This is a genomic window from Allobosea sp. TBD101, assembly GCF_059817965.1.
Map to the genome: position 1 here is coordinate 3,631,809 of NZ_CM187543.1, position 20,904 is coordinate 3,652,712.

The following is a 20,904-nucleotide window of genomic DNA, read 5'->3' on the forward strand; positions in this document are numbered from 1 at the left end:
AAACGTGATGCGTAGCGAGAAGGACAAGATGCTGGCCGGCGAACTCTACCGCGCCGACAGCCCTGAGCTCATCGCCGACAATCGCCGCATCAGCGCCTGGATGGAGCGTTTCAACGCAACCGGTGCGACGCCGGACGCGCGGCTGCCGCTGATGCAGGAGGCCTTCGGCCATGTCGGGCGCGACGTCGTCATCCGCCCGCCCTTCCATTGCGACTACGGCTACAATATCAGCTTGGGCGACGGCGTTTTCCTGAACTTCAACTGCATCATCCTCGACGTCGTCGCTGTCACGATCGGCGACGGCACGCAGATCGGCCCGGGCGTGCAGATCCTGACCGCCGACCATCCGCGCGATCCCGAGCGGCGCCGGCAGATGCTGGAATTCGGGCGCCCGGTCAGCATCGGGCGCAATGTCTGGATCGGCGGCGGCGCGATCATTCTGCCCGGCATCACGATCGGCGACGACGCCATCATCGGCGCGGGCAGCGTGGTTACGCGCGACGTGCCGGCCGGCGCCACGGCAGTCGGCAACCCGGCGCGCCTGCGACCCTGACGTAACAGAAAATTGAGCTGTGTCAGTGTGCCACGGACAGCCCTTGCAACTTGTCAAATTTCAGTCATGAAACGACATCGTTAGAACGCGTTTCGCGTCCATTTTATTGCCTTAAGATATTTCAGCAGGAGTGATTGCCATGAGCGCCACACCGCGCATCGCGCTTTTCATCGATGGCGCCAATCTCTACGCCACATCGAAGCAGCTCGGCTTCGACATGGACTACCGGCGCCTGCTGCGGGAATTCCAGGGGCGCGGCAACCTGATCCGCGCCTTCTATTTCACCACGCTGATCGAGAGTGAGGAGTATTCCTCGATCCGGCCGCTGGTCGACTGGCTGGATTACAACGGCTACCGGGTGATCACCAAGGCGGCGAAGGAGTTCACCGACGCCACCGGCCGGCGCCGGATCAAGGGCAATATGGATATCGAGCTGGCGATCGAGATGCTGGAGCTCGCGCCGCATCTCGACCAGATCTACCTGTTCTCCGGCGACGGCGATTTCCGGCCGCTGGTCGAGGCGGTGCAGCGCAAGGGCGTCAAGGTCTCGGTGGTCTCGACGATCTCGACCAACCCGCCGATGGTCTCGGACGAGTTGCGCCGTCAATGCGACGAGTTCGTCGACCTCGCCCAGCTCATGCAGAAGATCGGCCGCGACCCGGCCGAGCGGGCGAGCCGGAGCGCAGGGCCCGCCGGTGGAACGCCGATCACGCCTGGCAATCCGTCGCTGGAACGCCGCTACGGCATCCGCCAGGGCGACGAGCCGGCCGAGGGGTGAGCGAAACGTCGCTTCAGCACAGCGCGGGAACGGTGTTCAGCCGCCCGTCTTCAGCAACCGCTGCTTGTCGCGGTTCCAGTCGCGCTCTTTCTCGGTCTCGCGCTTGTCGTGGAGCTTCTTGCCCTTGCCGAGGCCGAGCTCAACCTTCGCCCTGCCCCTGTCGTTGAAGTAGACCTTGAGCGGTATCAGGGCCATGCCCTCGCGCTGGACCGCGCCCATCAGCTTGTTGATCTCCCGCCTGTGAAGCAGGAGCTTCCGCGGCCGGCGGACCTCGTGATTGAAGCGGTTCGCCTCAAGATATTCCGGAATATGGGCGTTGAACAGAAAGAGCTCCGTCCCCATCGGGCCGGCATAGCTCTCTCCGATCGTCGCCTTGCCGCCGCGCAGCGACTTGATCTCGGTCCCTTGCAAGGCGATGCCCGCCTCCACGGTTTCCTTGATCTCGTAGTTGAAGCGCGCCTTGCGGTTATCGGCCGCGAGACGATAGCGCTCCGGATCGGGTTTCTTCATGCCGTTCCGCTGAATCCATGCTGCTCGACCGGCGCTGCCAGAGTTTGAGAATCCGATTCTGAACCGGCGCCCAAGCCTCTGAAACCACTGGTCTTGTCATTCTTCCGCTTACCCCGGCGGGGCAAGCGGATGACCGCGCTATCCGGCGCGGCCATCCATCCTATTTAGGCATTCAACAGCCCGGCGAAAACCATGGCCTCGCGAATGACCTTGCCCGTCGCCGGGGTGACCGGCATCAGCGGCAGGCGAACCTCCTCCTCGATGCGGCCGAGCAGCGCAAGGCCATGCTTGGCGCCGGCGAGGCCGGGCTCCTTGAAGATGGCGTCATGGAGCGGCACCAGCCGGTCCTGCACCTTCAGCGCACCGGCATAGTCGCCCTTCTGGACGGCTTCCATCAGGTCGGCGCAGAGGCGCGGCGCGACATTGGCGACGACCGAGATGCAGCCATGGCCGCCGGCCGCCATATAGGCGAGCGCGGTCATGTCCTCGCCGGAGAGCTGGATGAAATCCGGCCCCATGGCGTGGCGCTGCTGCGAGACGCGGGCGAGGTTGGCGGTGGCATCCTTCACGCCGGCGATGTTCTTCAGCTCATAGAGCCGCGTCATCGTCTCGACCGACATGTCCACCACCGAGCGCGGCGGGATGTTGTAGATGATGATCGGAATGCCGACCGCATCGTTCACCGCCTTGAAGTGCTGGTACATGCCCTCCTGGGTCGGCTTGTTGTAATAGGGCGTGACCACGAGCACGGCATCGGCGCCGGCCTTCTCGGCATGGACGGCGAGGTCGATCGCCTCGATCGTGTTGTTCGAGCCGGCGCCGGCGATCACCGGGACACGGCCCTTGTTCTGGTCGATGACGATCTCGACGACGCGCTTGTGCTCGTCATGGGAGAGCGTCGGGCTCTCGCCGGTGGTGCCGACAGGCACGAGCCCGTTCGAGCCGTTCTCGATCTGCCATTCGACCAGCGCGCGCAGCGCCTGCTCATCGACCTTGCCGGACTTGAACGGCGTGACCAGAGCGGGCATCGAGCCGGTAAAGGCAATGTGCTTGGTCATGGGACGATCCTGGGACGAAAACGCGGGTTACGGGGCCGCCACACATAAACCGTCGTCTCGCCAAGGCAAAGCCGGCAAGTCATGAAAATGCGTGGCCTCATAGTTAAGCCTTCATCAACGGCCTTCCTCGACCATCCGTCGATGACCATCCGAGCCTGGAGTTCCGCCATGGCCTCGCCTGCGGCCGCGAGGAGACTGATCTGCCTGCTGCTGCCCGTCCTGCTCTCGGCGTCTTCGACGCGGGCGGGCGATGACGGCATGCTCGCGACCCAACGCAAGCTCGCCATGCTCGGCGATGTCGAGGCCACGGGCGCGCTGCCCTATCCGGCCAACGCACTGCGAGGCGAGGACGCCATCAATGTCGAGGCCGTTAAGGCGGCCGTCGCCGCCTATCGCCGCGGCGCGCTCACGGAGGGCGACGACCTCGCGGCGCGGCTCGACGACCGCTCCGTGCGATCGCTGCTCGAATGGGTCGCGATCCATGCCAATGCCGGGGCCGTTTCCTTCCTGCGGATCGACGCCTTCCTGCGCGAGCACCCGAACTATCCGGCCACGACCCGCTTTGGACGCCGCGCCGAAGAGGCGCTGATTGCCGAGAAGAAGAGCCCGGCCATCGTGCGCGCCTTCTTCCATGGCCAGCAGCCGGTCTCTCCGGCCGGGCGGATCGCTCTCGCGATCGCGCTCAAGGAGGAGGGCAAGGTTGAGGAGGCCAACGCTCTCATCCGCCAGAGCTGGCGAAAGGACGTTTTCGGGCAGGCTCTCGAAAAGATCGCGCTCGGCGCCTTCGAGACGGTTCTTACCAAGGACGATCACCGCCTGCGCGCCGAGCGCTTCCTGTTCCGCGAGAATGGCGAGGCGGCCCTGCGCAACGCGGCCCGCGTCTCGGCTGATTACGTCGTGCTGGCCAAGGCGCGGCTCGCCAGCGCCAAGGCGCGCCGACCGATCTCCGAGAAGCTGATTGCGGCGGTGCCGGCCTCGCTGCGCGGTGATATCTCCTTCGCCTTCCTGCAAGCCCAGCAGGCGCGCCGCGGCGACAAGCTCGACGATGCCGTGAAGGCGCTGACCGCGATCCCGCGCGACCCCGCCCTGCTTGGCGACGGCGATGGCTGGTGGGAGGAGAGGCGCATCATCGCGCGCAAGCTCCTCGATGCCGGTCAGCCGCAGAAGGCCTACGAGGTCTCGTCAGGCCACGGAGCCGAGGACGCGGCCGAGCGGATCGAAGCCGAGTGGCATGCCGGCTTCGTCGCGCTGCGCTTCCTCAAGAAGCCGGATGTGGCTCTGAAGCATTTCGAGACGGCTGCCGGCATCGCCGAGACGCCGATCTCGGTCGCGCGTGCCGCCTATTGGCAGGGGCGCGCCTATGAGGATCTCGGCAGGGCCGAGGAAGCCAAGGCCGCCTTCGGCAAGGCTGCGGAACAGCCGATCGCCTATTACGGGCAATTGGCGCGGGCGAAGCTCGGCTTCTCCGATCTGCCGCTGCGACGTACCAGCGCCGCCGGTCTCGAAACGTTGCCGGGTCATCGCGCCGTGCGCCTGCTCTACCGCATCGGCGAGCGCGATCTCGCCACGCTGATGTTGAACGATCTGGCACAGCGCCTGCATACGACCGAGGCGCTGGAGGCGATCGCCGCCATCGCCCGGCGCGAGACCGATGCGCGCGCGCAGGTCGGCATCGGCAAGGCGGCGCTGCAACGCGGCTTCCCGCTCGACATGGCCGCCTATCCGGTCAACGGCATTCCCGATTTCGACGTGCTCGGCGACCCGATGGAACGCGCCATCGTTCATGCCATCGCCCGGCAGGAGAGCGCCTTCGACCCGACCGCGATGTCCGGCGCCGGGGCGCGCGGGCTGATGCAGATGATGCCGGCAACCGCCCGCGAGACGGCAAGGCGCGCCAGCCTGCCCTTCGATTGGGGCAAGCTCGGAAAGGACCCGCTCTATGCGGCGCGGATGGGCGCGGCCCATCTCAACGACCTGCTCAAGGAATGGCGCGGCTCCTATATCCTGACCTTCGCAGCCTATAATGCCGGCTCGCCCAATGTGAAGAAATGGATCGCGGCCTATGGCGACCCGCGCGATCCGGAGGTCGATGCCGTCGACTGGGTCGAGCGCATCCCCTTCTCCGAGACGCGCAACTACGTCCAGCGCGTGATGGAGAACCTGCAGGTCTATCGCGAGCGCCTGAACCAGCGCACGGCCTATCTGATCGATTACGACCTGAAGCGCGGCGGCAAGCGGGACTGAGGGCTCTCTAACCACCCTTGTCATTCCGAGGCTTCGCGAAGCGAAGAACCCGGAACCCACGACCGGGTGAGCCCTCGACATCTCTACATAGGATGCTTCACCCGGTCGTGGGTTCCGGGTTCGCGCCTGCGGCACGCCCCGGAATGACAACCGTTGCTGCTTCCTAATCCCCCGCAACGACCTTCCCTGCCGATTGCATTGTTTGAAATTTTCAAGCACCTCTGCAAAGCAGCGGAGGGATTTCGATGCTGCAGGACATTGCCGATTTCGCGCCCACGCTTGAGGCCTGGCGCCGCGACCTTCACGCCCATCCCGAGATCGCCTTCCAGGAATTCCGGACCTCGGATTTCGTCGCGAAGATGCTCGCCTCCTTCGGCATCGAGGTGCATCGCGGGCTCGGCGGCACCGGGCTTGTCGGCGTCATCAAGGGCGCGGCGGAAGGGCCGACCATCGGCCTGCGCGCCGATATGGACGCGCTGCCGATGGAGGAGGATACCGGGCTCGACTATCGCTCGACCACGAAGAACCAATTCCATGGCTGCGGTCATGACGGGCACACCGTGATGCTGCTGGCCGCGGCGCGCCATCTCGCCGCCAACCCGCCCAAGCGCGGCAAGGTCCATCTGATCTTCCAGCCGGCCGAGGAGATCGGCCAGGGCGCCGAGCGCATGATCGCGGACGGCCTGTTCGAGCGCTTCCCCTGCTCCGAGGTCTATGCGCTCCACACCATCCCGCTCTACGAGGAAGGCACTGCCGCGGTGCGCCCGGGCCCGACGCTGAGTGGCACGACCGTGTTCGAGATCACGATCAAGGGCAAGGGCGGCCATGGCGCGGCGCCCCATACCACCAATGATCCGCTGCAGGTCGCGGCGCGGCTGGCGATCGAAATCTCGTCCGTCGTCGGTCGCCATGTCGACCCGATGCAGCCCGCGGTGATCAGCCTCGGCAGGCTCGTTGCCGGCACGGCCTCCAACATCATCCCCGACTCTGCCGAGCTCAGCGGCACGATCCGCACCTACAATGCCGAGACGGAAGCCCGCATTATCGACAAGCTCGATGCGGCCTGCCGGGGCATGGCGCTGATGTCGGGCTGCACGATCACCTGCGAGAAGAAGGCGAGCTGCCCGCCCTGCCTCAACGACCCGCGCGCCGCCGCGGCGGCTGCGGCTGCTGCCGGCACCGTGCTCGGCGAAGCCAATGTGCAGACCGATCTCACGGCCCTGCCCTTCTCCGACGATTTCGCGCTGATGCTGCGGCAATGGCCTGGCGCCTATATCTTCCTCGGCCAGCCCGGCGCGATGTGCCACCATCCGACCTTCGATTTCGACGACCGCCTGCTACCGGTCGGCGCCAGCATCCTGTGCCGCCTCGTCGAGCGCCAGACCGGAGCCAACGCGTGACCGCAGCCGCTATCCAGGGCGCCGAGCCGCGCTCCCCGGCCATGGTCCGCCGCGCTGTCATATCCTCGGTGATCGGCAACGGCCTCGAATGGTACGACTTCCTCGTCTACGGCTTCTTCGCGACGGTGATCGCGCAGGTCTTCTTCCCGACCTCCGACCCGCTGGTCTCGGCCCTGCTGACGGCAGCGACCTTCGCGATCTCCTTCCTCGTCCGTCCGATCGGCGGGGTGCTGCTCTCGACCTATGCCGACCGCTTCGGCCGCAAGCCGATCCTGACGGTGATGATCCTGGTCATGGGATTCTCGACCGTGCTGATCGGGCTGACGCCGAGCTATGCGACGATCGGCATCCTCGCGCCGATCCTCGTCATCCTCGCCCGCATCCTGCAAGGCATCTCGGTCGGCGCCGAATTCGCTTCCGCCACCGCCATGTTGGTCGAGTACGCGCCGCCCGGCCGGAAGATGATGTTCGGCAGCTTCCAGATGTGCTCGCAGGCGCTGGCGCTCGCGCTCGCCGCCTTCTCCGGCTACGCGCTGGCGACGCTGCTGACGCCGGAGGCGTTGCAGGGCTGGGGCTGGCGCATTCCCTTCCTGCTGGGCTCGCTGATCACGCCGCTCGGCTTCTATATCCGCCGCTTCGTCGACGAATCCCCGGAATATGAGAAGGACACCAAGCAGGGCGAAGGCCAGACGCCGTTCCGCACCGTTCTGTCCGAGCACCGCAATGCGCTGCTGCGCTGCTTCGGCATCATGATCCCCGGCACGGCCTCGAACTATGTCTGGTTCATCTTCCTGCCGGGCTATGTGATCCGCCAGCTCAAGCTGCCCTTCACCAGCGCCATGCTGAGCTCGCTGATCGGCGGCATCCTGCTCTTCATCTTCGTGCCGATCATGGGCCATCTCGCCGATCGCTGGAGCGCCTTCCGCGTCTGGCTGTTGGGCATGCTGAGCTTCGCGCTGCTCTCCTATCCGCTGCTGGCCTATGTCGTGGCGGAGCCGAGCTTCGAGCGCCTGCAGATCGCTCAAGCGATCTGCGCGCTCTCGATCGCCGCGATCTGGGCACCGATGCCCGGCCTGCTCGCCGGCATGTTCCCGACGCAGGTGCGCTCGACCGGCATGTCGATCGCTTACAATGTCGTGGTGCTGCTGTTCGGCGGGCTCGCGCCCTTCACGCTGACCTGGCTGGTGGCGAAGACGGGATCGGACATGGTTCCGTCCTATTATCTCCTCGCCTGCACGGCATTGTCGCTCCTCGTGCTGGGCCTGGCGCACCGAACGCGCACGCAAGGCTGAGCAAGGGAGCACGATGGTCCGCGACTCGTTCCTGACCTTCCGGCTCGACCAGTTGAGTCAGACCGCGATGGCGAAGGCTTCGCAGATCTACAAGGAGCGGCTCGGGCTCAATATCCGCGAGTTGCGGGTGTTGCGCGCCATCGGCGACCAGCCCGGACTGTCGTCCCGGAGCCTGTCGGAGGCGACCTTCATCGAGCAGACGCTGGTCTCCAAGCACCTGCGCAAGCTGGTCGATGCAGGATTGGTCCAGCGCGCCCTGGAAAGCGCCGACGCGCGACGCGTCGCGCTGCATCTGACGACGCAGGGCCAAGCCAGCCGCGAGACGGCCGACCGGCTCGGCGAGGAGATGGAGCAAGACTTCCTCTCGGTTCTGACGCCGGAAGAGCTCGTTCAGTTCAATCACTGCCTCGCCAAGCTGCGCGGCTGGGGCGCCTCCTGAACCGAAAGCCGGCTTTCGCGAGCGCGGCTGCCATGGTTAGGTGCGCTCCCGCCGCATCCGCCTCCTTTGAGTCCAGCATGACGCCCGAAACCGGTTTCACGTCCCGCTTCGTCAGCGCCAGCGACGGTCTCAAGCTGCACTTGCGCGATTACGGCTCGCTCGCAGCGACCGCGCTGCCGGTCATCTGCCTGCCCGGCTTCGCCCGCACTGCTGCCGACTTCCACGAACTGGCGGTCGCCCTGGCGCAAGATGAGGACAAGCCGCGCCGCGTGCTGGCGCTCGACTATCGCGGCCGAGGACTCTCGGAATACGACAAGAACTGGAAGAACTACGATATCCGCGTCGAACTCGACGATCTGATCCAGGTTCTCGTCGCGAGCGGCATCGAACAGGCCGTCTTCGTCGGCACCTCGCGCGGCGGCCTGCTCACCATGGCGCTGGCGGCAGCGCGGCCCGCCATGATCCGCGGCGTCGTCTTCAACGATGTCGGCCCGGTGATCGATGCGCGCGGCCTGCTGCGCATCCGCGGCTATGTCGGCAAGCTGCCGGTGCCGCGCAGCTTCCAGGAAGGCGCCGAGATCCTGAAGCGGCTCTCCGACCAGCAGTTCCCGATCCTCGGCGAGGCGGAGTGGGAGATGATGGCGCGCCGCACCTGGACCGATCGCGACGGCGCCCTGAAGCCCGATTACGACGTCAGGCTGATGAAGGTGCTGGAGGAACTCGATCTCGAAGCACCGCTGCCGGTACTCTGGACCTATTTCGATGCGCTCAAGGCCGTGCCGATGCTGGCGATCCGCGGCGCCAATTCCGACCTTCTGGCGGAGAAGACGCTGGAAGAGATGGCGGAGCGCCATCCCGATTGCGAAACCCATACCGCGCCTGGACAGGGCCATGCCCCGCTGCTCGGCAGCAAGGACATGATCCGGCGGATCGTCAAGCTGATCGCGCGGGCCGAGCGCCGCGCGATCTGATGCGGTTCAGGGCTTCGGGCGTTCGGCCTTGTCCTCGACGATCCCGGCGACATTGCCCTGCCCCGCCGTGCCATCGTCGCGCGAGGTTTCGACCTCGCCGGCCTTGGCTCGCCTGGCGAACTCCGTCTCTGTCCCGGCCGCCAGAAGCTTGGCCTGCCCGACCCAGTCCTCACGCTCGATCCGACCGGGAAAGGCGAGATAGCCGCCGACCCATTCGACATTCTCCGGTGTCCAGTCGGCGATCTGCTCGAAATGCCAGATGCCGAGGCCGTGAAGACGGCCCTCGTTCTGCCGGCCGATACCCTTGATCAGCTTGAGATCGTCGGGCGTGTCGTCGCGGGCCGTGACGAGCCCAGCCGGGCGCTGGCCGGGCAGCTCGGTTTCGTTCTCGACCGGCGGCAGGCGGACCAGCAATGCGGCAGCCGGCGCCGTCGACGCTGCGGCCGCCATAACGGCTGGCTGCGGGGCAGCGACTGGTACCGCACTCGGCTGCGATGCCGCTGGCTTCCGCACCAGACCGGCACAAGCGCACCCCGCCCAATAGGCGGCGACAAACAGCAATGCCGTCTCGACCCAGGTCGCCGGCATGCCGTTCAGGAGTTGGAGCCAGGTCGAGGCAGCACCGGCAATCCAGAGCGCGGCCAGCACGCTCCAGGCACCGCTCCAGAAACGGGCCTTGCCGCCGTCATGGCTGATCCAGCCCATGGCGAAGCCCAGGCCGAAGGCGGCGAGCAGGAACCAGACGAACTGGCTGGCGAGATAGAGCATGCCGGCCTCCTATTTCGCGACCGTGAACTGCACGCGGCGGTTCATCGCCCGGGCCTCCGGCGCCTCATGCGGCACGAGCGGGCGGGCGCTGCCATAGCCCTTGACCGCAAGCTGACCGGGTTCGATGCCGCGCCGCGCCAGTTCATCGCGCACGCGCAAGGCCCGGCGCAGCGATAGGTCCATATTGTCGAAGCCGCGCCGCTCGCCGTCGCGATTGGCATGACCTTCGATCACGACCGGGGAGCCGGGGCATTTCTGCAGAATGGCCGCGGCCTCGCTGATCACGCGCTCGGTCGTGGCGTCGAGTTCGACGACCGAGGTTCCCTGACCGAACAGGACGGTATTGCGCCTGGTCAGCCCGTCGAGATCGTTCTGGCAGCTCGCCGGTGGATCGACGACGCAGCCGGTCTGCCGCAGGCTGACGGCGGCGTCCACCTTGAAGCCTTGCGGCAGACCGGTGGCGGCGCTGGTCTCGATCTCGCTCTTGATCAGGTCGCGGCAGGTCAAGCCGCGCAGCGTCACCTGATCGTTCACGACCGACGCCGAACCGAGATCGAGGCGCAGAAGATCGGCGAGCACCGCCCGTACCGTCGCGGCGAAGCCCGCGGGGGCACCGGGGACGACGATCGTCGTGTCCTCGAAGCGATCCTTCAGCGGGGAATCGCCGACCAGTGCCCGCAGCGCTGCTTGCATCGCCTGATCGGGCAGGTATCCGGAGAGCCTCAGGCCGGTCCGGTCCGCCGCGAGCGAGAGCCCGTAGGGCCGCACGACGACGCTGTCCGGCAGGTTGGCCAAGGCCAGGCCGGCGGGAGCGTTGCGGGAGAGAAGATCGCGCAGCGCCGCCAGGCTCGCGGCGTCCGCGATCTCGCCCGCGATCGCGAAAGCCCTTTCGCGGATCGTTACGGAGCCGGTCTTGAGCTTCGAGAGAGCCTCGAGCGCAAAGGCGGTCGAGGCCGGCAGGTCGAGTTCCGACCGCAGGGCCGGCTCGATGGCCATTCGGTCATCGACGGTCGCTGCGCCGAAGAGGCCGCGCGCGGCGGCGAGAATGTTCGCGCGCACCGCCTCGTCCGGCAGCTTGCCGTTCAACCGGACGCCGCCATCGCTACGAACCGCGCTCCAATCCAGAGGCACGGGCGCAACCGCGCGCGGAGCTGCCACCGGCGCACCTGCAGGCGGCGTGGGGACAGGCGTTTGCGGTGGCGCAGGCGCCGGTGCGGGTTCGGGAGACGCTGCAGCGCCTTCCGGCTTCGGCGAAGCAGGCAGGACATCGTGCAGGATCAGCCCCGGCACCTCCGGAAGCGGCACCACGACCGGCACCGGCGGCGGAACGGGCGGACATTCGATCGCAGCCTGCGCCACCGAATCCGGACCATCCATCTGGGCGACCTGCAGGCGCAAGGCCTGGCAGGCCTCGTAGGTCTCAGGCCCCTTCCCGGCCAGAGTGTAGGCGTCGCCGTTGATCTCGACCTTGCCTTGCCGCAGCCGCGCCAGATCCCCGACCGCACGCGCGATCTTCGCGAGAAAGGCCGATGGTGCGCCGAGCGCCGGCTTCATCTCGTCGCGAAGGGCAACGCTTGCGCCGAGCGCCTGCCGTGCCGCTGCCAGCACCTGCCGGCGCACGTCCTGGTCGGGATAGAACCCGCGCACGACAACCGCGCCGCCGGCCTCATGCTCGGCGCTCCAGCGATAGGGCGTCACGATTGGCGGTTCGAGATCGCATTTCACGGCGCGGAAGCCGGGGCGCTCCGCCTGGGCCAGCGCGGCTTCGAGGGCCAGGAACGCATCCGAGCTGATCGCCTTGCCCTCGATGCAGAAGCGACCATCGTCAAGGGCGATCCGCCCCGAAGCCAGTTTCGGCAGTTCGGCGAGCATCGCCACCGCCATCGCGGCAAACCCCTCAGGTGCGCCAAAGGCGACGGTCTGGCGGTCGTCGATCCGCAGACCGGGCAAGGCCGCCGATGCCACCGCCATATTGGCCGCCGCAGTCTCGAGATCCGGCACGAAGCCACCGAGCGTCACCATGTCGAGCTGGCGACTGACGAACCAGGAATAGGGCTTCTGAGCGACGACCTGCGACAGTCCGCCGAGTGTCCGGCGCACGCCGAATTCGCCGTGCAGCCGGGCCATCGCCTTGCTCGCGCCGTCGGAGGACAGGACTTCGCCGCCGATGGTGACATCCCGACCATCGACCTGGGCAACGACCGGTCGGGCGCCCGGCGTCGTACCGGCCGCGGCCGCCACGGCCTGCTCGGCGCGCAGACCGACATCGCGCTCGATCGCGGGATCGAGCGCGAGATTCCCGGCTCCCCACAACAAGCCCAGTGGGATCAGCCCCCAGAGCCAACGCGCTGGTTGAGACATGCACCGCCCCCTGCCCCATGCCGACCCGGTGTCGGCGCGGGTATCCCCTGTCGGGATCGCTCTTGTTTTCTCAAGGACTTGTCGAGCGATCCGCAGATATCGATTCAACGGACGATCGAAGCCGCGCCCTTCTGGGATCGCGGCCGGAACGCCCCTGCCAGATCAGGCCGGGCGAGTAGGCTCCGTCAACAGCGAAGCCGGGACAACCCACATAAAAAAGAAGCCCCGGGTTTCCCCGGGGCTTCCTGACTAGAGATCGGAAACCGATCAGAAGTCGCGCTGGATGCGCAGACGGCCGCTCCAGGAGTCGTCCGACTTGATGTAGCGAGCCGGGAGGCCAGCAACGGTCTTCGGATCAAGAACGCGACCACCAAACTCGGTGCGGGCATAGAGGACTTCGACACCGATGTCGAGACCAGAGACCGGCGACCACACCAGGTTCGCGCTGGCAACCAGTTCCTTCGGATCGTAGGTGTTGACCGAAGCCACACCGTTGATCGCCGGGGTCAGGTTGGCAGTCTGGAGAGCCGAGTACGACACCAGGAAGTCCGAACGGATCGCCGGGGTCCAGTAGTGGCGCATGGCGGCGAGCAGGGTGTAGCCGGTGTTCGACTTCACACGACCAAAGCCGTCCGTGGCAAAGTTACCGACCGGATAGGCCGGAACGCGGCCGTGACCGGCGTTGGAGCCCCAGCCGATGTACTCGAGAGCGCCGTCGGCGTAAGCAGCCTGGAAGAAGATGGCATCGCCAGCGGCGAGCATCGGCAGGTTGATCTTCACGCCACCCTGGATGGCCCAGCCCATCTCGTCCGACTTGCGACCGGTACCGAAGGTCGGAGCATACGGGTTGCTATAGGTGCTGCGATCACCGAAGGCGCCCGACAGCGAAGCCGAACCCCAACCCTGATCGACGCGGATCTGACCGACGACGTCAGGATAGGTCATGCCGGCGTAGCCACCGGTCGGACGCAGAACACCCGCGGGATCGAGGTAGTTCGCAGCCGCACCCAGACGACCAGTCGTACGCGGATCTTCGAGCGAGAGCGTGGCCGTGAAGCCACCGCCGAAGGACGCGGTGTAGGCGAGCAGGTTGACCTGACGGTCAGAGGTGCGGGCGCCGTGGAAGGTGTAGTCGTTGGCGTAGAACTGGAACATCGACGCCGTACGACCGGCGGTCAACGGGCCGAGCTGGATGACGGCGTCGGTCAGACCGATCGAGTCGTCCTGGTTCACGCCGTTGACGCCCGAGAAGCGGTTAGCCGCCGAGTTGGTGCCGCCGTAACGGTACACGCCCGTGGTGGTCGTCAGGTCATAACGGATGAACGTGCGCAGCGTGCCGTAAGCGGTCTGGTTGCGAGCGTCCAGGAAGATACGGCCGCGAGCGCGGGTACCGAACATGTCCTGGCCGGCGCTCCAACGCTCGCCGAAGGAGTACTCAGCGCGGACACGACCACCGATGCGGAGGCAGGTGTCGGTGCCGGGCAGGTAGAAGAAGTTCGCGCCGAAAGCGGAGCAAACACGAACGTATTCGACCGGAGCGGCCTTCCGCGAAGGAAGGTCGGCGGCCTGAGCCCCGGCGACCGCGGCGATGCCGGCGGCGGAACCGAGGAGGAGGCTCTTGACGAGCTTCATTTGGTAACCTCCAAAAGAGTTTCGAGACCCTCGGGCTTCAGCCTGCCCCCCGCCCCAGACTTTCAGCCTGATCGCAGAACCTGCCTATTCCCGGTCTTTCGCCTGCGTCACCGACCTATTTCGGAGGCGAAGGCGAAAAACAGCGACCGGGAACGTCCCGACGCATTTCCACCATACGAAAGCCGCCCCGCCGATCAACCACGATCCACCTCTCGGGCCTGTGAACGGGGTGCTTTGGAAACCGGTGTTGCAGGCGAGCCACGCTTTGACCGGCGAAATTCACCAAGCATTAACCGCAACGGCACCGCACAAGCGGTTTTTGCCTTGCGAAGCCGGGGAATCGCTCCTCCGGAAATCGAATTCGGGCCGAATCTCTGCACAGCCCGATTCTCGGAGGAAGCCTGCTCAGTATTCCCACTCGGCCCCGATTCCGACAGCGGCGCTGCCATCCGCCCCGGTCTCGGCCTGGAGCTTCAGGCGCTTGGTCACGTCGATACCGACCGAGACGCCGCTATCCTCCGGCTTGGAACCGACCTTCACGCCCACCGAGATGTTGTCGCTGATATAGCGCGAAGCCCCGACGGTCGGCCCGCCCGCACCCATCTGAATGTCGAGATTGTCGACGCCGAGCGATTTGCGCAGCCGCTCGAAGGTGTCGTCGCCACCGCCACCGGCGAACTGCGCCGCCGCCTGTGCGAGCTGCAGGGCCTGGAACGGCGAGAGCGAGCCCGAGGCACGGGCGAAGAGCAGCCGCGACAGCACTTCATCCGGCGGCAGTTCGGGCTGCGACGTGAAGGCGAAGACCGGCTGGTCGGCCGGGCCACTGATGATGATCCGGGCGGTCACGTCGCCCGCACTGGTCTGGGCGATGAAATCGAGATCGGGAATCAGCCCGCCGGCGAAGGTCAGCCGGCCGCGGCTGAAATCGAGCCGCTGCGTCAACACGCTGAGCCGCCCGCGGCGCAGTTCGAAGCCGCCGTCCAATGCCGGCGCCGAGGAGGTGCCGCCGACGCGGATCTCGCCGCCGAGCTCGGCATCGATGCCGCGACCGCGGATGAAGACCTTGTTGGGAGCGGAAACCGTCAAAGCGAGCATGGCATCGAAAGCCGGCGCGGGGCGGCCACCGCGCCCCTTGGCCTTCTGCGTCTTGCGAGCGGCAGCGAGCCGTGCGGCGGCAGCGCCCTTCGCATTCACATGCTTGATGCCGTCGACCGGCCGCAGCGTCGCCGGCAGACGATCCGGCACGGAGACTTCGAGCGAGGCGATGTCGACCCGGCCACTGAGACGCGGGCGCTGCGCCAACGGCCCGGTGATCTCGAGGTTCAGCCCCGCGACCGCCGTCACCAGCCCGCTGGAGACGAGCTGGGCGCGATCGCCGCGGATGCGGATATTGCCGGGAAAGCCGGCGACCGGGTCGACTTTGACCTGCCCGCTCGCGGAGATCGTCCCGCCGTTCGGCGTCTGGGCGGAGGCGCGCTCGATCGTCAGGTTGTCGCCATTGGCAGCGATCCGTGCCTCGATGGCGTTGAAGCGAATGCCTTGCAGGGCGTCGGTGAAGCTGCCGCCCGACAGTGTCGCGTTGCCGCTGAGGCGCGGGGCCGAGGCGGTTCCGCCGGCACGCATATCGAGAGCGACCGCACCCGTGACGCGCTGGCCGCTTGCAGCGAGCATGGTGTTGGCGAGCGCCGCGTCGACGCGCCCCTGGGCCGCGAGGTCAAGCGGACCGGAGGCGTTGAGCGGCGCAGTGCCGCGTAACGTAAGGCTCGCGCCCTTTCCGGCATTCACGGTCGCGAAGATACCGGCGGCATCGCCCTTGAGCGCTCCCTCGCCCTGGATCTCGACCGGCGGCAGGCCGGCCTGCCGGGTTTCGGGCGTGACGAGCTGTGCGATCCTCAGCTTCCATGGGCCTGATAGATCGCCCGGCCGGCCCTTGACCTGCGCCTCCGCATTCAGCGTGCCGCCGAGCTTCAGGCTGGGGACCGCGATGCTGGCGGCGGAGAGCGGCACCTCGCGGGCCGCGAAGCGCAAGTCGAGCGTCTCGCCGGCGCGGCCATCGAGCGTCACCCGCCCCTTGTCGATCAGCAGAGCCAGATTGGCGATCTCGACGCCGGAAGCCGGGAAGCTGAACGCAGCGGGGTTGGCGAGCGTGATCGCGCGGCCATCGCGGCGCGCGTCGAAAGAGGCGAGTTCCAGCTTCAAGGGCTCGCCGGGAACGAGGCGGCCGGCGCCCTTCAGGGCAAAGCCGCGGGCATTGGCGCTCAGCGTGAAGGCGCTGGCATCGGGCGCGCCCTTCGAATCGAAGCGGATGCCGCTGATCGCCTCGCCAGCCGCGACGGCGCGATCGATGGCGATGGCGGCATCGAGCATCGGGCGGCCATAGATATCCTTGGCATTGGCGCGGGCATCGAGCTTGTCGATCGTCAGCGAGGGGCCGGCGAGCCGTGAACCGCGAGCGGTCAGGTCGATATCCTGTCGACCTCCCGGCGCCGCCAGCACGATATCGGCATCGAGCTGGCCGCCGAGCTTGGTCAGGGCCAGCGCCGAGAGATCGTCGAGGTTGCGGGCCGCGAGCGTCAGGCGTCCGGCGGCGCGGCTGGCGGGATCGAGGGTCAGGCCGCCATTCAGGCGGACCGAGCCGAGCGCAAAATCGAGCGTCGAGAGGTTCCAGCCGTCATCTGGCTGACGCGCGAGGCGCAGCGAGCCGGTGGCCGGCTTAGCATCGACTTCGCCGGTGAGCGTGACATTGGCGTCGAGCGCGCCCTGCAGGTCCTTGGCCACCGCATCGATCGTCAGGCGCGGGATCGGTCGGGCGAGCGCGGTCGCGTTGGCGACAGCGATGTGGGCGGTGGCATCGAGCTTGTTCTGCGGGCCGGTGATCCGGGCGGTGACGTCGCCACGGCCGGAGAGGCGCGGATCGGCGCGCTTGAGATCGGGCAGGTTCAGCGCGAGCTTCAGGTCGGATTGCTGCCGCCCGATCGCGCCGTCCGCCGTGAAGGCGGCATGCTGGCCGGCGACGCGCAAGCCGCTCACCTTGTAGTCACCGGCGAGCGCATTGACGCGGCCCGCGAGCGTCAGATTGCCGGCGAGCAGGCGGTCGAGGGCGGCTTCGCCCGTGGCGAGGCGCTCGGCCTTGCCGGCAAGCGTCGCCGCGTAGTTGTTCAGGCGCGGCGTGGCGTCGAGATCGGCAGTGATATCCGCCCTGCCCGCGAGCGGCCGGCCGGCCAAGCCGCTCAATCGGGCGAGATCGGGCAGCACCGCCTTGAGCTGGCCGAGCATGCGCGCCTGGCCGAGCTTGCCCTTGTAATCCAGTTCGACACCGGAGAGCGCGAGCCTCAGAGTCTCGAAATCGGCGGTGCCGTCATCCTGCCCGGTGCCGCGCAAGGCGAAGGTGACCTTGTCGCCGACCGCGCGCATCAGCGCCTTGTCGGCCAGCACGATCCCGCTGGCCTCGCCGTCCGAGGTCAGGGCGATGCGGGTGCCGGGCTCACCGATGGTGCCGGTCGGCGTCGCATTGAAGGCGAGCGCGACCTTGCCGAACTGGCCCGCGGGCAACTTGGCATCGCTTGCGTCGAGCTTCGCGACGACGGTCGGGCCGGCCACCGGGCCACGGATCGTCGCGTCGAAGGCGAGCTTGCCGATTTCGGTACCGGACGCGACCGTGCGGCCATCCGCATTGGGGCGGGAGGCGGCCGTCACGCGCAGATCGAGCGTCTTGTCGGGATTGTAGCGGCCGAGCACATCGAGACGCGCCAACGCGGAGACCAGTGCGAGATTGCGGATATCGACGCCGCTGTCGTCGCGGAAGCCGACCGCGCCGTCGAGGCGGGTCGAGCCGGCGAAGACCGGCGCCACCGGCGCCGGCATCAGCCCTTCGATGCGGGCATCGAGCGCGAGCGCGAGCTGGCGTTCGGCACCCGAGCGCGACAGCGTCGCAGAGCCATCGGCACCGATCGTCGGGCCGGCCGTGAAAACGAGGCTGGAGCGGAAGGCATCGAGCGGGCCGTCGCCGGTCACGTCGAGCTTGACCGGGGGCTCGCCGGGCAGGCCCGCGACCTTGGAGATCAGGCCACCCGCCGGCTCGTCGAGCTTGGCCGCGAGCTGCAGGCGCGTGCTTTCGGGCACGAAGGACATGGTGACGTCGAAGAGCCCGCCCATATCGAGCCGCTTCGCCTCGAGCTTGAGGTCGAGCCCTTCATTCGGCGGCCCCAGTCGCGCGGCGCCATTGGCGCTCAAGCGGGCGGCAACGCCGAGCACGGGTTCGCCCAGCGCCAGTTCGTTGAGCTGGAGCGCCCGGATGATCACCTTGAGCGGCAGCTCCGGCAGGATCGGCTCGTTGCTCGGCGGGGCCGCACCCGCCGGCTGCGGCGCGGGCTTGCGCAGGATTTCAAGCTTGCCGATCTCCAGCCGGTCGACATCGAGCCGGCGCAGCAGCAGCGCACTGCGGGTCCAGATCAGGCGAACGCGGTCAAGGCGCAGCCAGGCGCCGTCGCGATCGGAGAGGACGATGTCGCGGATCTCGACATCGGAGGAAAGTGCGCCGTTGACCTGGCCGATCGAGACCTGGCTGGTGCTGCTCGACAGAGCCTTGGAGATCAGGTCGGCGATGACGCCGCGATCGGTCTGGGCATTCTGGGCGAAGCCGCCGAAATGCGCCGAGAACAGGAAGCCCGCCGTCAGCAGCAGGGTAAAGAGCGCGAGGCGCGGAACGGTGAAGAGCCGGCGCATCAGAAGGCCTGCCCGATGCTGACATAGAGCGCGACCGGCTTGTCACCCTTGCGCGGATTGAGCGGCGCGGCGATGTCGACCCGGATCGGCCCGATGCCGGTATAGTAACGGAAGCCCAGACCTGCGGCCATCTGCAGCTTCTGCTTGCCGTCCGGCAGGCTCGATTCGAAGGCGGTGCCGGCGTCGAAGAAGGGCACGATTCCGATCGTATCGGTGATCTTGATGCGTGCCTCGGCCGAGAGTTCCAACAGGCTGCGTCCGCCGATGATCTGCTGGTAGGGTCCGAGCGGCGACAGGCTACGATAGGCATAACCGCGCACGGAACCGCCGCCGCCGGCATAGAAGCGCCGCGTCGCCGGAATCTCGTCGAGGCTGGCGCCGGCAACAGAGCCGAAGCCGATGCGGCCGGCGAGGATGTAACGGGCGTCTTCGTCGAGCGCGTAATAGGCGGAGACCGACGCCTTGGTCTGGTAGATCCCGACAGTCGAGCCGAGGAAGGTCGGATAGGGCGTGAAGGAAGCCGTCGCGCGATAGCCGCGCGTGGGATCAAGCAAGCTGTCGGTGGAATCGTATTTCACCGAAAGGGGAATGCCGACGAGGGTGTAATCCACCTGCCCGAGCACGTCGCTGGTCTGGCCGCGCTCGACCTCGATGCCGCCCTGGACCGAGAAAGTATTGCTGAAACGGTGGCGGATCGCCGTCGTGACGTTGGCGTAGCGGGCGGTGTAGCCGCCATAGCGGTTGAGGCCGACGCGCTCGCGCGTCGCGACGCCGTCGAGCAACAGGTCGTTGCGGCTGCCGCCAAGAGCCGGCTTCATGAAGCTGAAGGCGAAGCGGCCGCCGAGATCGGATTCCTTGAAGTCCCCGAAGCTCTGGAGCTTTGTGCCGTCGATGCGCGGCGCGAAGAAGACGCTGGCCTCCAGCCGCAGGCGCTCGGCGCCGCCGAACAGGTTGCGGTGTTCCCAATAGGTCTTCACCGCCGGGCCGTCGATGGTCGAGTAGCGGGCCGAGAAGCCGAGCAGGCGCTTGGGCCGCTCGGTCACCTCGACGAAGATCGGCAGATTCCCGGCGCCGTCGAGCTTGTCGTCCTCGCGGATGCGGACGGAGCCGATGGCGGGGATCGTCGCGATCGAGCGGCGCGTATCGGCCAGAGCCTTCGGCGAATAGGGGTCGCCGGGCTCCAGATAGATGAAGGAGCGCACCACTTCCGGCGGAATCTCGTCGGTCTGCCCGACCGTGATGTCGCCAAAGCCGGCGAGCGGACCGGGCGCGATGACATAGGTCACATCCATGATGCCGGCGGCATGGTCGACGACGGGCCGGAGTTCGACGACCTTGGCGAGCGGCCGTGACTGTGCCCGCATATGGTCGACCAATGCCGCCTGCGCCGCCCGAAGCGCGGAGGCGGTCGCAGGATCGCCTTCCTTCAGTCGAGAGACCTTGATCGGATCGGTGATCGCCGGGGGACCTGCCTCGTCGCGCTCGACGACGTCGATCCTGCGCAGGCCGAATATCTTTCCGGGCCGGGCCCGCACCGTGATCGGCACGGCGTCGCGGTTGCGATGGGCTTCGAGCGTCCGCACCAGCGCCGCGTCGGGCTCGGCCCCGACCTTGAGCGAGACACCATCGACGATCAGCGTGACATCGGCGTTGAAATAGCCCTGCGACCAGAGCGCATCGAGCATCGGGTTGAGATCGGTCGCCATCCGGCGCGACAGGCTTTCGCCGTCGGGCGGGGCGTCCTGACGCAGCCGATAGAGCAGCGAGGCGTCCTGCAGCGAGCGCGTCAGCGCCTTGGCATCGTCGGCCTCGCCGAGGTCGAATTCGAGCTTGTAGGGCAAGGCAGCAGCGCTCGGCGCCGACGGCTCGTCCTTCTTGGTGAAGAGGCCGAACACGTCGAGCGACGAGAGATCAAAAGCCCGGGCAGGTTCAGCCTGCAGGCTCAGCAGTGTGGCAAACGCACAGCTGCCGCTCAGCGCGACCGCATGCCTTGCCCTACGCCAGAACCGCATCCACCCTCCAAGCAACCCCCCGCCACACGCAAATTCATGCCCAAGCCCGCCGCCATCATAGGCAGGCGACAGGCTCGCGCAATGCTCAAGGACTCGAACGTTCCTGCTAACGAAGGGTAAACGGGTTTCCGCGAAACCCCAATTGGGCACGGAATTCCGTT

The 20,904-nt window shown here is 67.1% G+C and carries 14 protein-coding genes; 7 read left to right on the forward strand and 7 right to left on the reverse strand.

Translation table 11 applies throughout. The features are described from left to right. Positions 1-7 precede the first annotated feature (7 nt). Positions 8-553, forward strand: coding sequence for a sugar O-acetyltransferase (locus AC6RIC_RS17665; RefSeq protein WP_499733292.1), 546 nt, complete (start codon positions 8-10; stop codon positions 551-553). Positions 554-692: 139 nt separating this feature from the next. Next, positions 693-1,331 (forward strand): LabA-like NYN domain-containing protein, encoded by a 639-nt coding sequence (locus AC6RIC_RS17670; protein WP_499733293.1) that lies wholly within the window; start codon positions 693-695, stop codon positions 1,329-1,331. Positions 1,332-1,367: 36 nt separating this feature from the next. Here the strand turns inward: AC6RIC_RS17670 and smpB are convergent, their stop codons facing one another. Continuing rightward, positions 1,368-1,841, reverse strand: a complete 474-nt coding sequence (gene smpB / locus AC6RIC_RS17675; RefSeq protein ID WP_061964114.1) for an SsrA-binding protein SmpB — start codon at positions 1,839-1,841, stop codon at positions 1,368-1,370. A 164-nt stretch (positions 1,842-2,005) separates the two neighbouring features. After that, a complete protein-coding gene (dapA, locus tag AC6RIC_RS17680) occupies positions 2,006-2,899 on the reverse strand; it encodes a 4-hydroxy-tetrahydrodipicolinate synthase (protein WP_454657477.1) in 894 nt (297 codons plus the stop codon). A gap of 168 nt (positions 2,900-3,067) precedes the next feature. On the opposite strand from dapA, the gene AC6RIC_RS17685 reads away from it, so the two are divergent. The 5 genes from AC6RIC_RS17685 to AC6RIC_RS17705 all read left to right on the forward strand — a co-directional run bounded on the left by AC6RIC_RS17685 (position 3,068) and on the right by AC6RIC_RS17705 (position 9,245). Then, complete coding sequence (locus AC6RIC_RS17685; RefSeq protein ID WP_499733294.1) at positions 3,068-5,143, forward strand: transglycosylase SLT domain-containing protein; 2,076 nt, start codon at positions 3,068-3,070, stop codon at positions 5,141-5,143. A gap of 245 nt (positions 5,144-5,388) precedes the next feature. Next, positions 5,389-6,543 (forward strand): amidohydrolase, encoded by a 1,155-nt coding sequence (locus AC6RIC_RS17690; protein ID WP_454657479.1) that lies wholly within the window; start codon positions 5,389-5,391, stop codon positions 6,541-6,543. Beyond that, on the forward strand, positions 6,540-7,835 hold the full coding sequence (locus AC6RIC_RS17695) for an MFS transporter (RefSeq protein ID WP_499733295.1): 1,296 nt from the start codon (positions 6,540-6,542) through the stop codon (positions 7,833-7,835). Before AC6RIC_RS17690 ends, AC6RIC_RS17695 begins: the two co-directional genes overlap by 4 nt. Positions 7,836-7,848: 13 nt before the next feature. Beyond that, positions 7,849-8,274, forward strand: a complete 426-nt coding sequence (locus AC6RIC_RS17700) for a MarR family winged helix-turn-helix transcriptional regulator (protein ID WP_499733296.1) — start codon at positions 7,849-7,851, stop codon at positions 8,272-8,274. 77 nt (positions 8,275-8,351) lie between these two features. Then, a complete protein-coding gene (locus AC6RIC_RS17705) occupies positions 8,352-9,245 on the forward strand; it encodes an alpha/beta fold hydrolase (RefSeq protein WP_499733297.1) in 894 nt (297 codons plus the stop codon). 6 nt (positions 9,246-9,251) lie between these two features. On the opposite strand, the gene AC6RIC_RS17710 is transcribed toward AC6RIC_RS17705, so the two are convergent. The 5 genes from AC6RIC_RS17710 to AC6RIC_RS17730 all read right to left on the reverse strand — a co-directional run bounded on the left by AC6RIC_RS17710 (position 9,252) and on the right by AC6RIC_RS17730 (position 20,743). Further along, the gene (locus AC6RIC_RS17710) at positions 9,252-10,013 is read right to left on the reverse strand and encodes a helix-hairpin-helix domain-containing protein (protein WP_499733298.1); all 762 of its coding nucleotides are present in this window, start codon (positions 10,011-10,013) and stop codon (positions 9,252-9,254) included. A gap of 9 nt (positions 10,014-10,022) precedes the next feature. Further along, positions 10,023-12,374, reverse strand: a complete 2,352-nt coding sequence (locus tag AC6RIC_RS17715) for an OmpA family protein (RefSeq protein WP_499733299.1) — start codon at positions 12,372-12,374, stop codon at positions 10,023-10,025. Positions 12,375-12,641: 267 nt separating this feature from the next. Further along, a complete protein-coding gene (locus tag AC6RIC_RS17720; RefSeq protein WP_499733300.1) occupies positions 12,642-14,006 on the reverse strand; it encodes a porin in 1,365 nt (454 codons plus the stop codon). A gap of 405 nt (positions 14,007-14,411) precedes the next feature. After that, a complete protein-coding gene (locus tag AC6RIC_RS17725) occupies positions 14,412-18,731 on the reverse strand; it encodes a translocation/assembly module TamB domain-containing protein (protein WP_499733301.1) in 4,320 nt (1,439 codons plus the stop codon). Beyond that, the gene (locus tag AC6RIC_RS17730) at positions 18,731-20,743 is read right to left on the reverse strand and encodes an autotransporter assembly complex protein TamA (protein WP_499733302.1); all 2,013 of its coding nucleotides are present in this window, start codon (positions 20,741-20,743) and stop codon (positions 18,731-18,733) included. Before AC6RIC_RS17730 ends, AC6RIC_RS17725 begins: the two co-directional genes overlap by 1 nt. Positions 20,744-20,904: the final 161 nt, after the last annotated feature.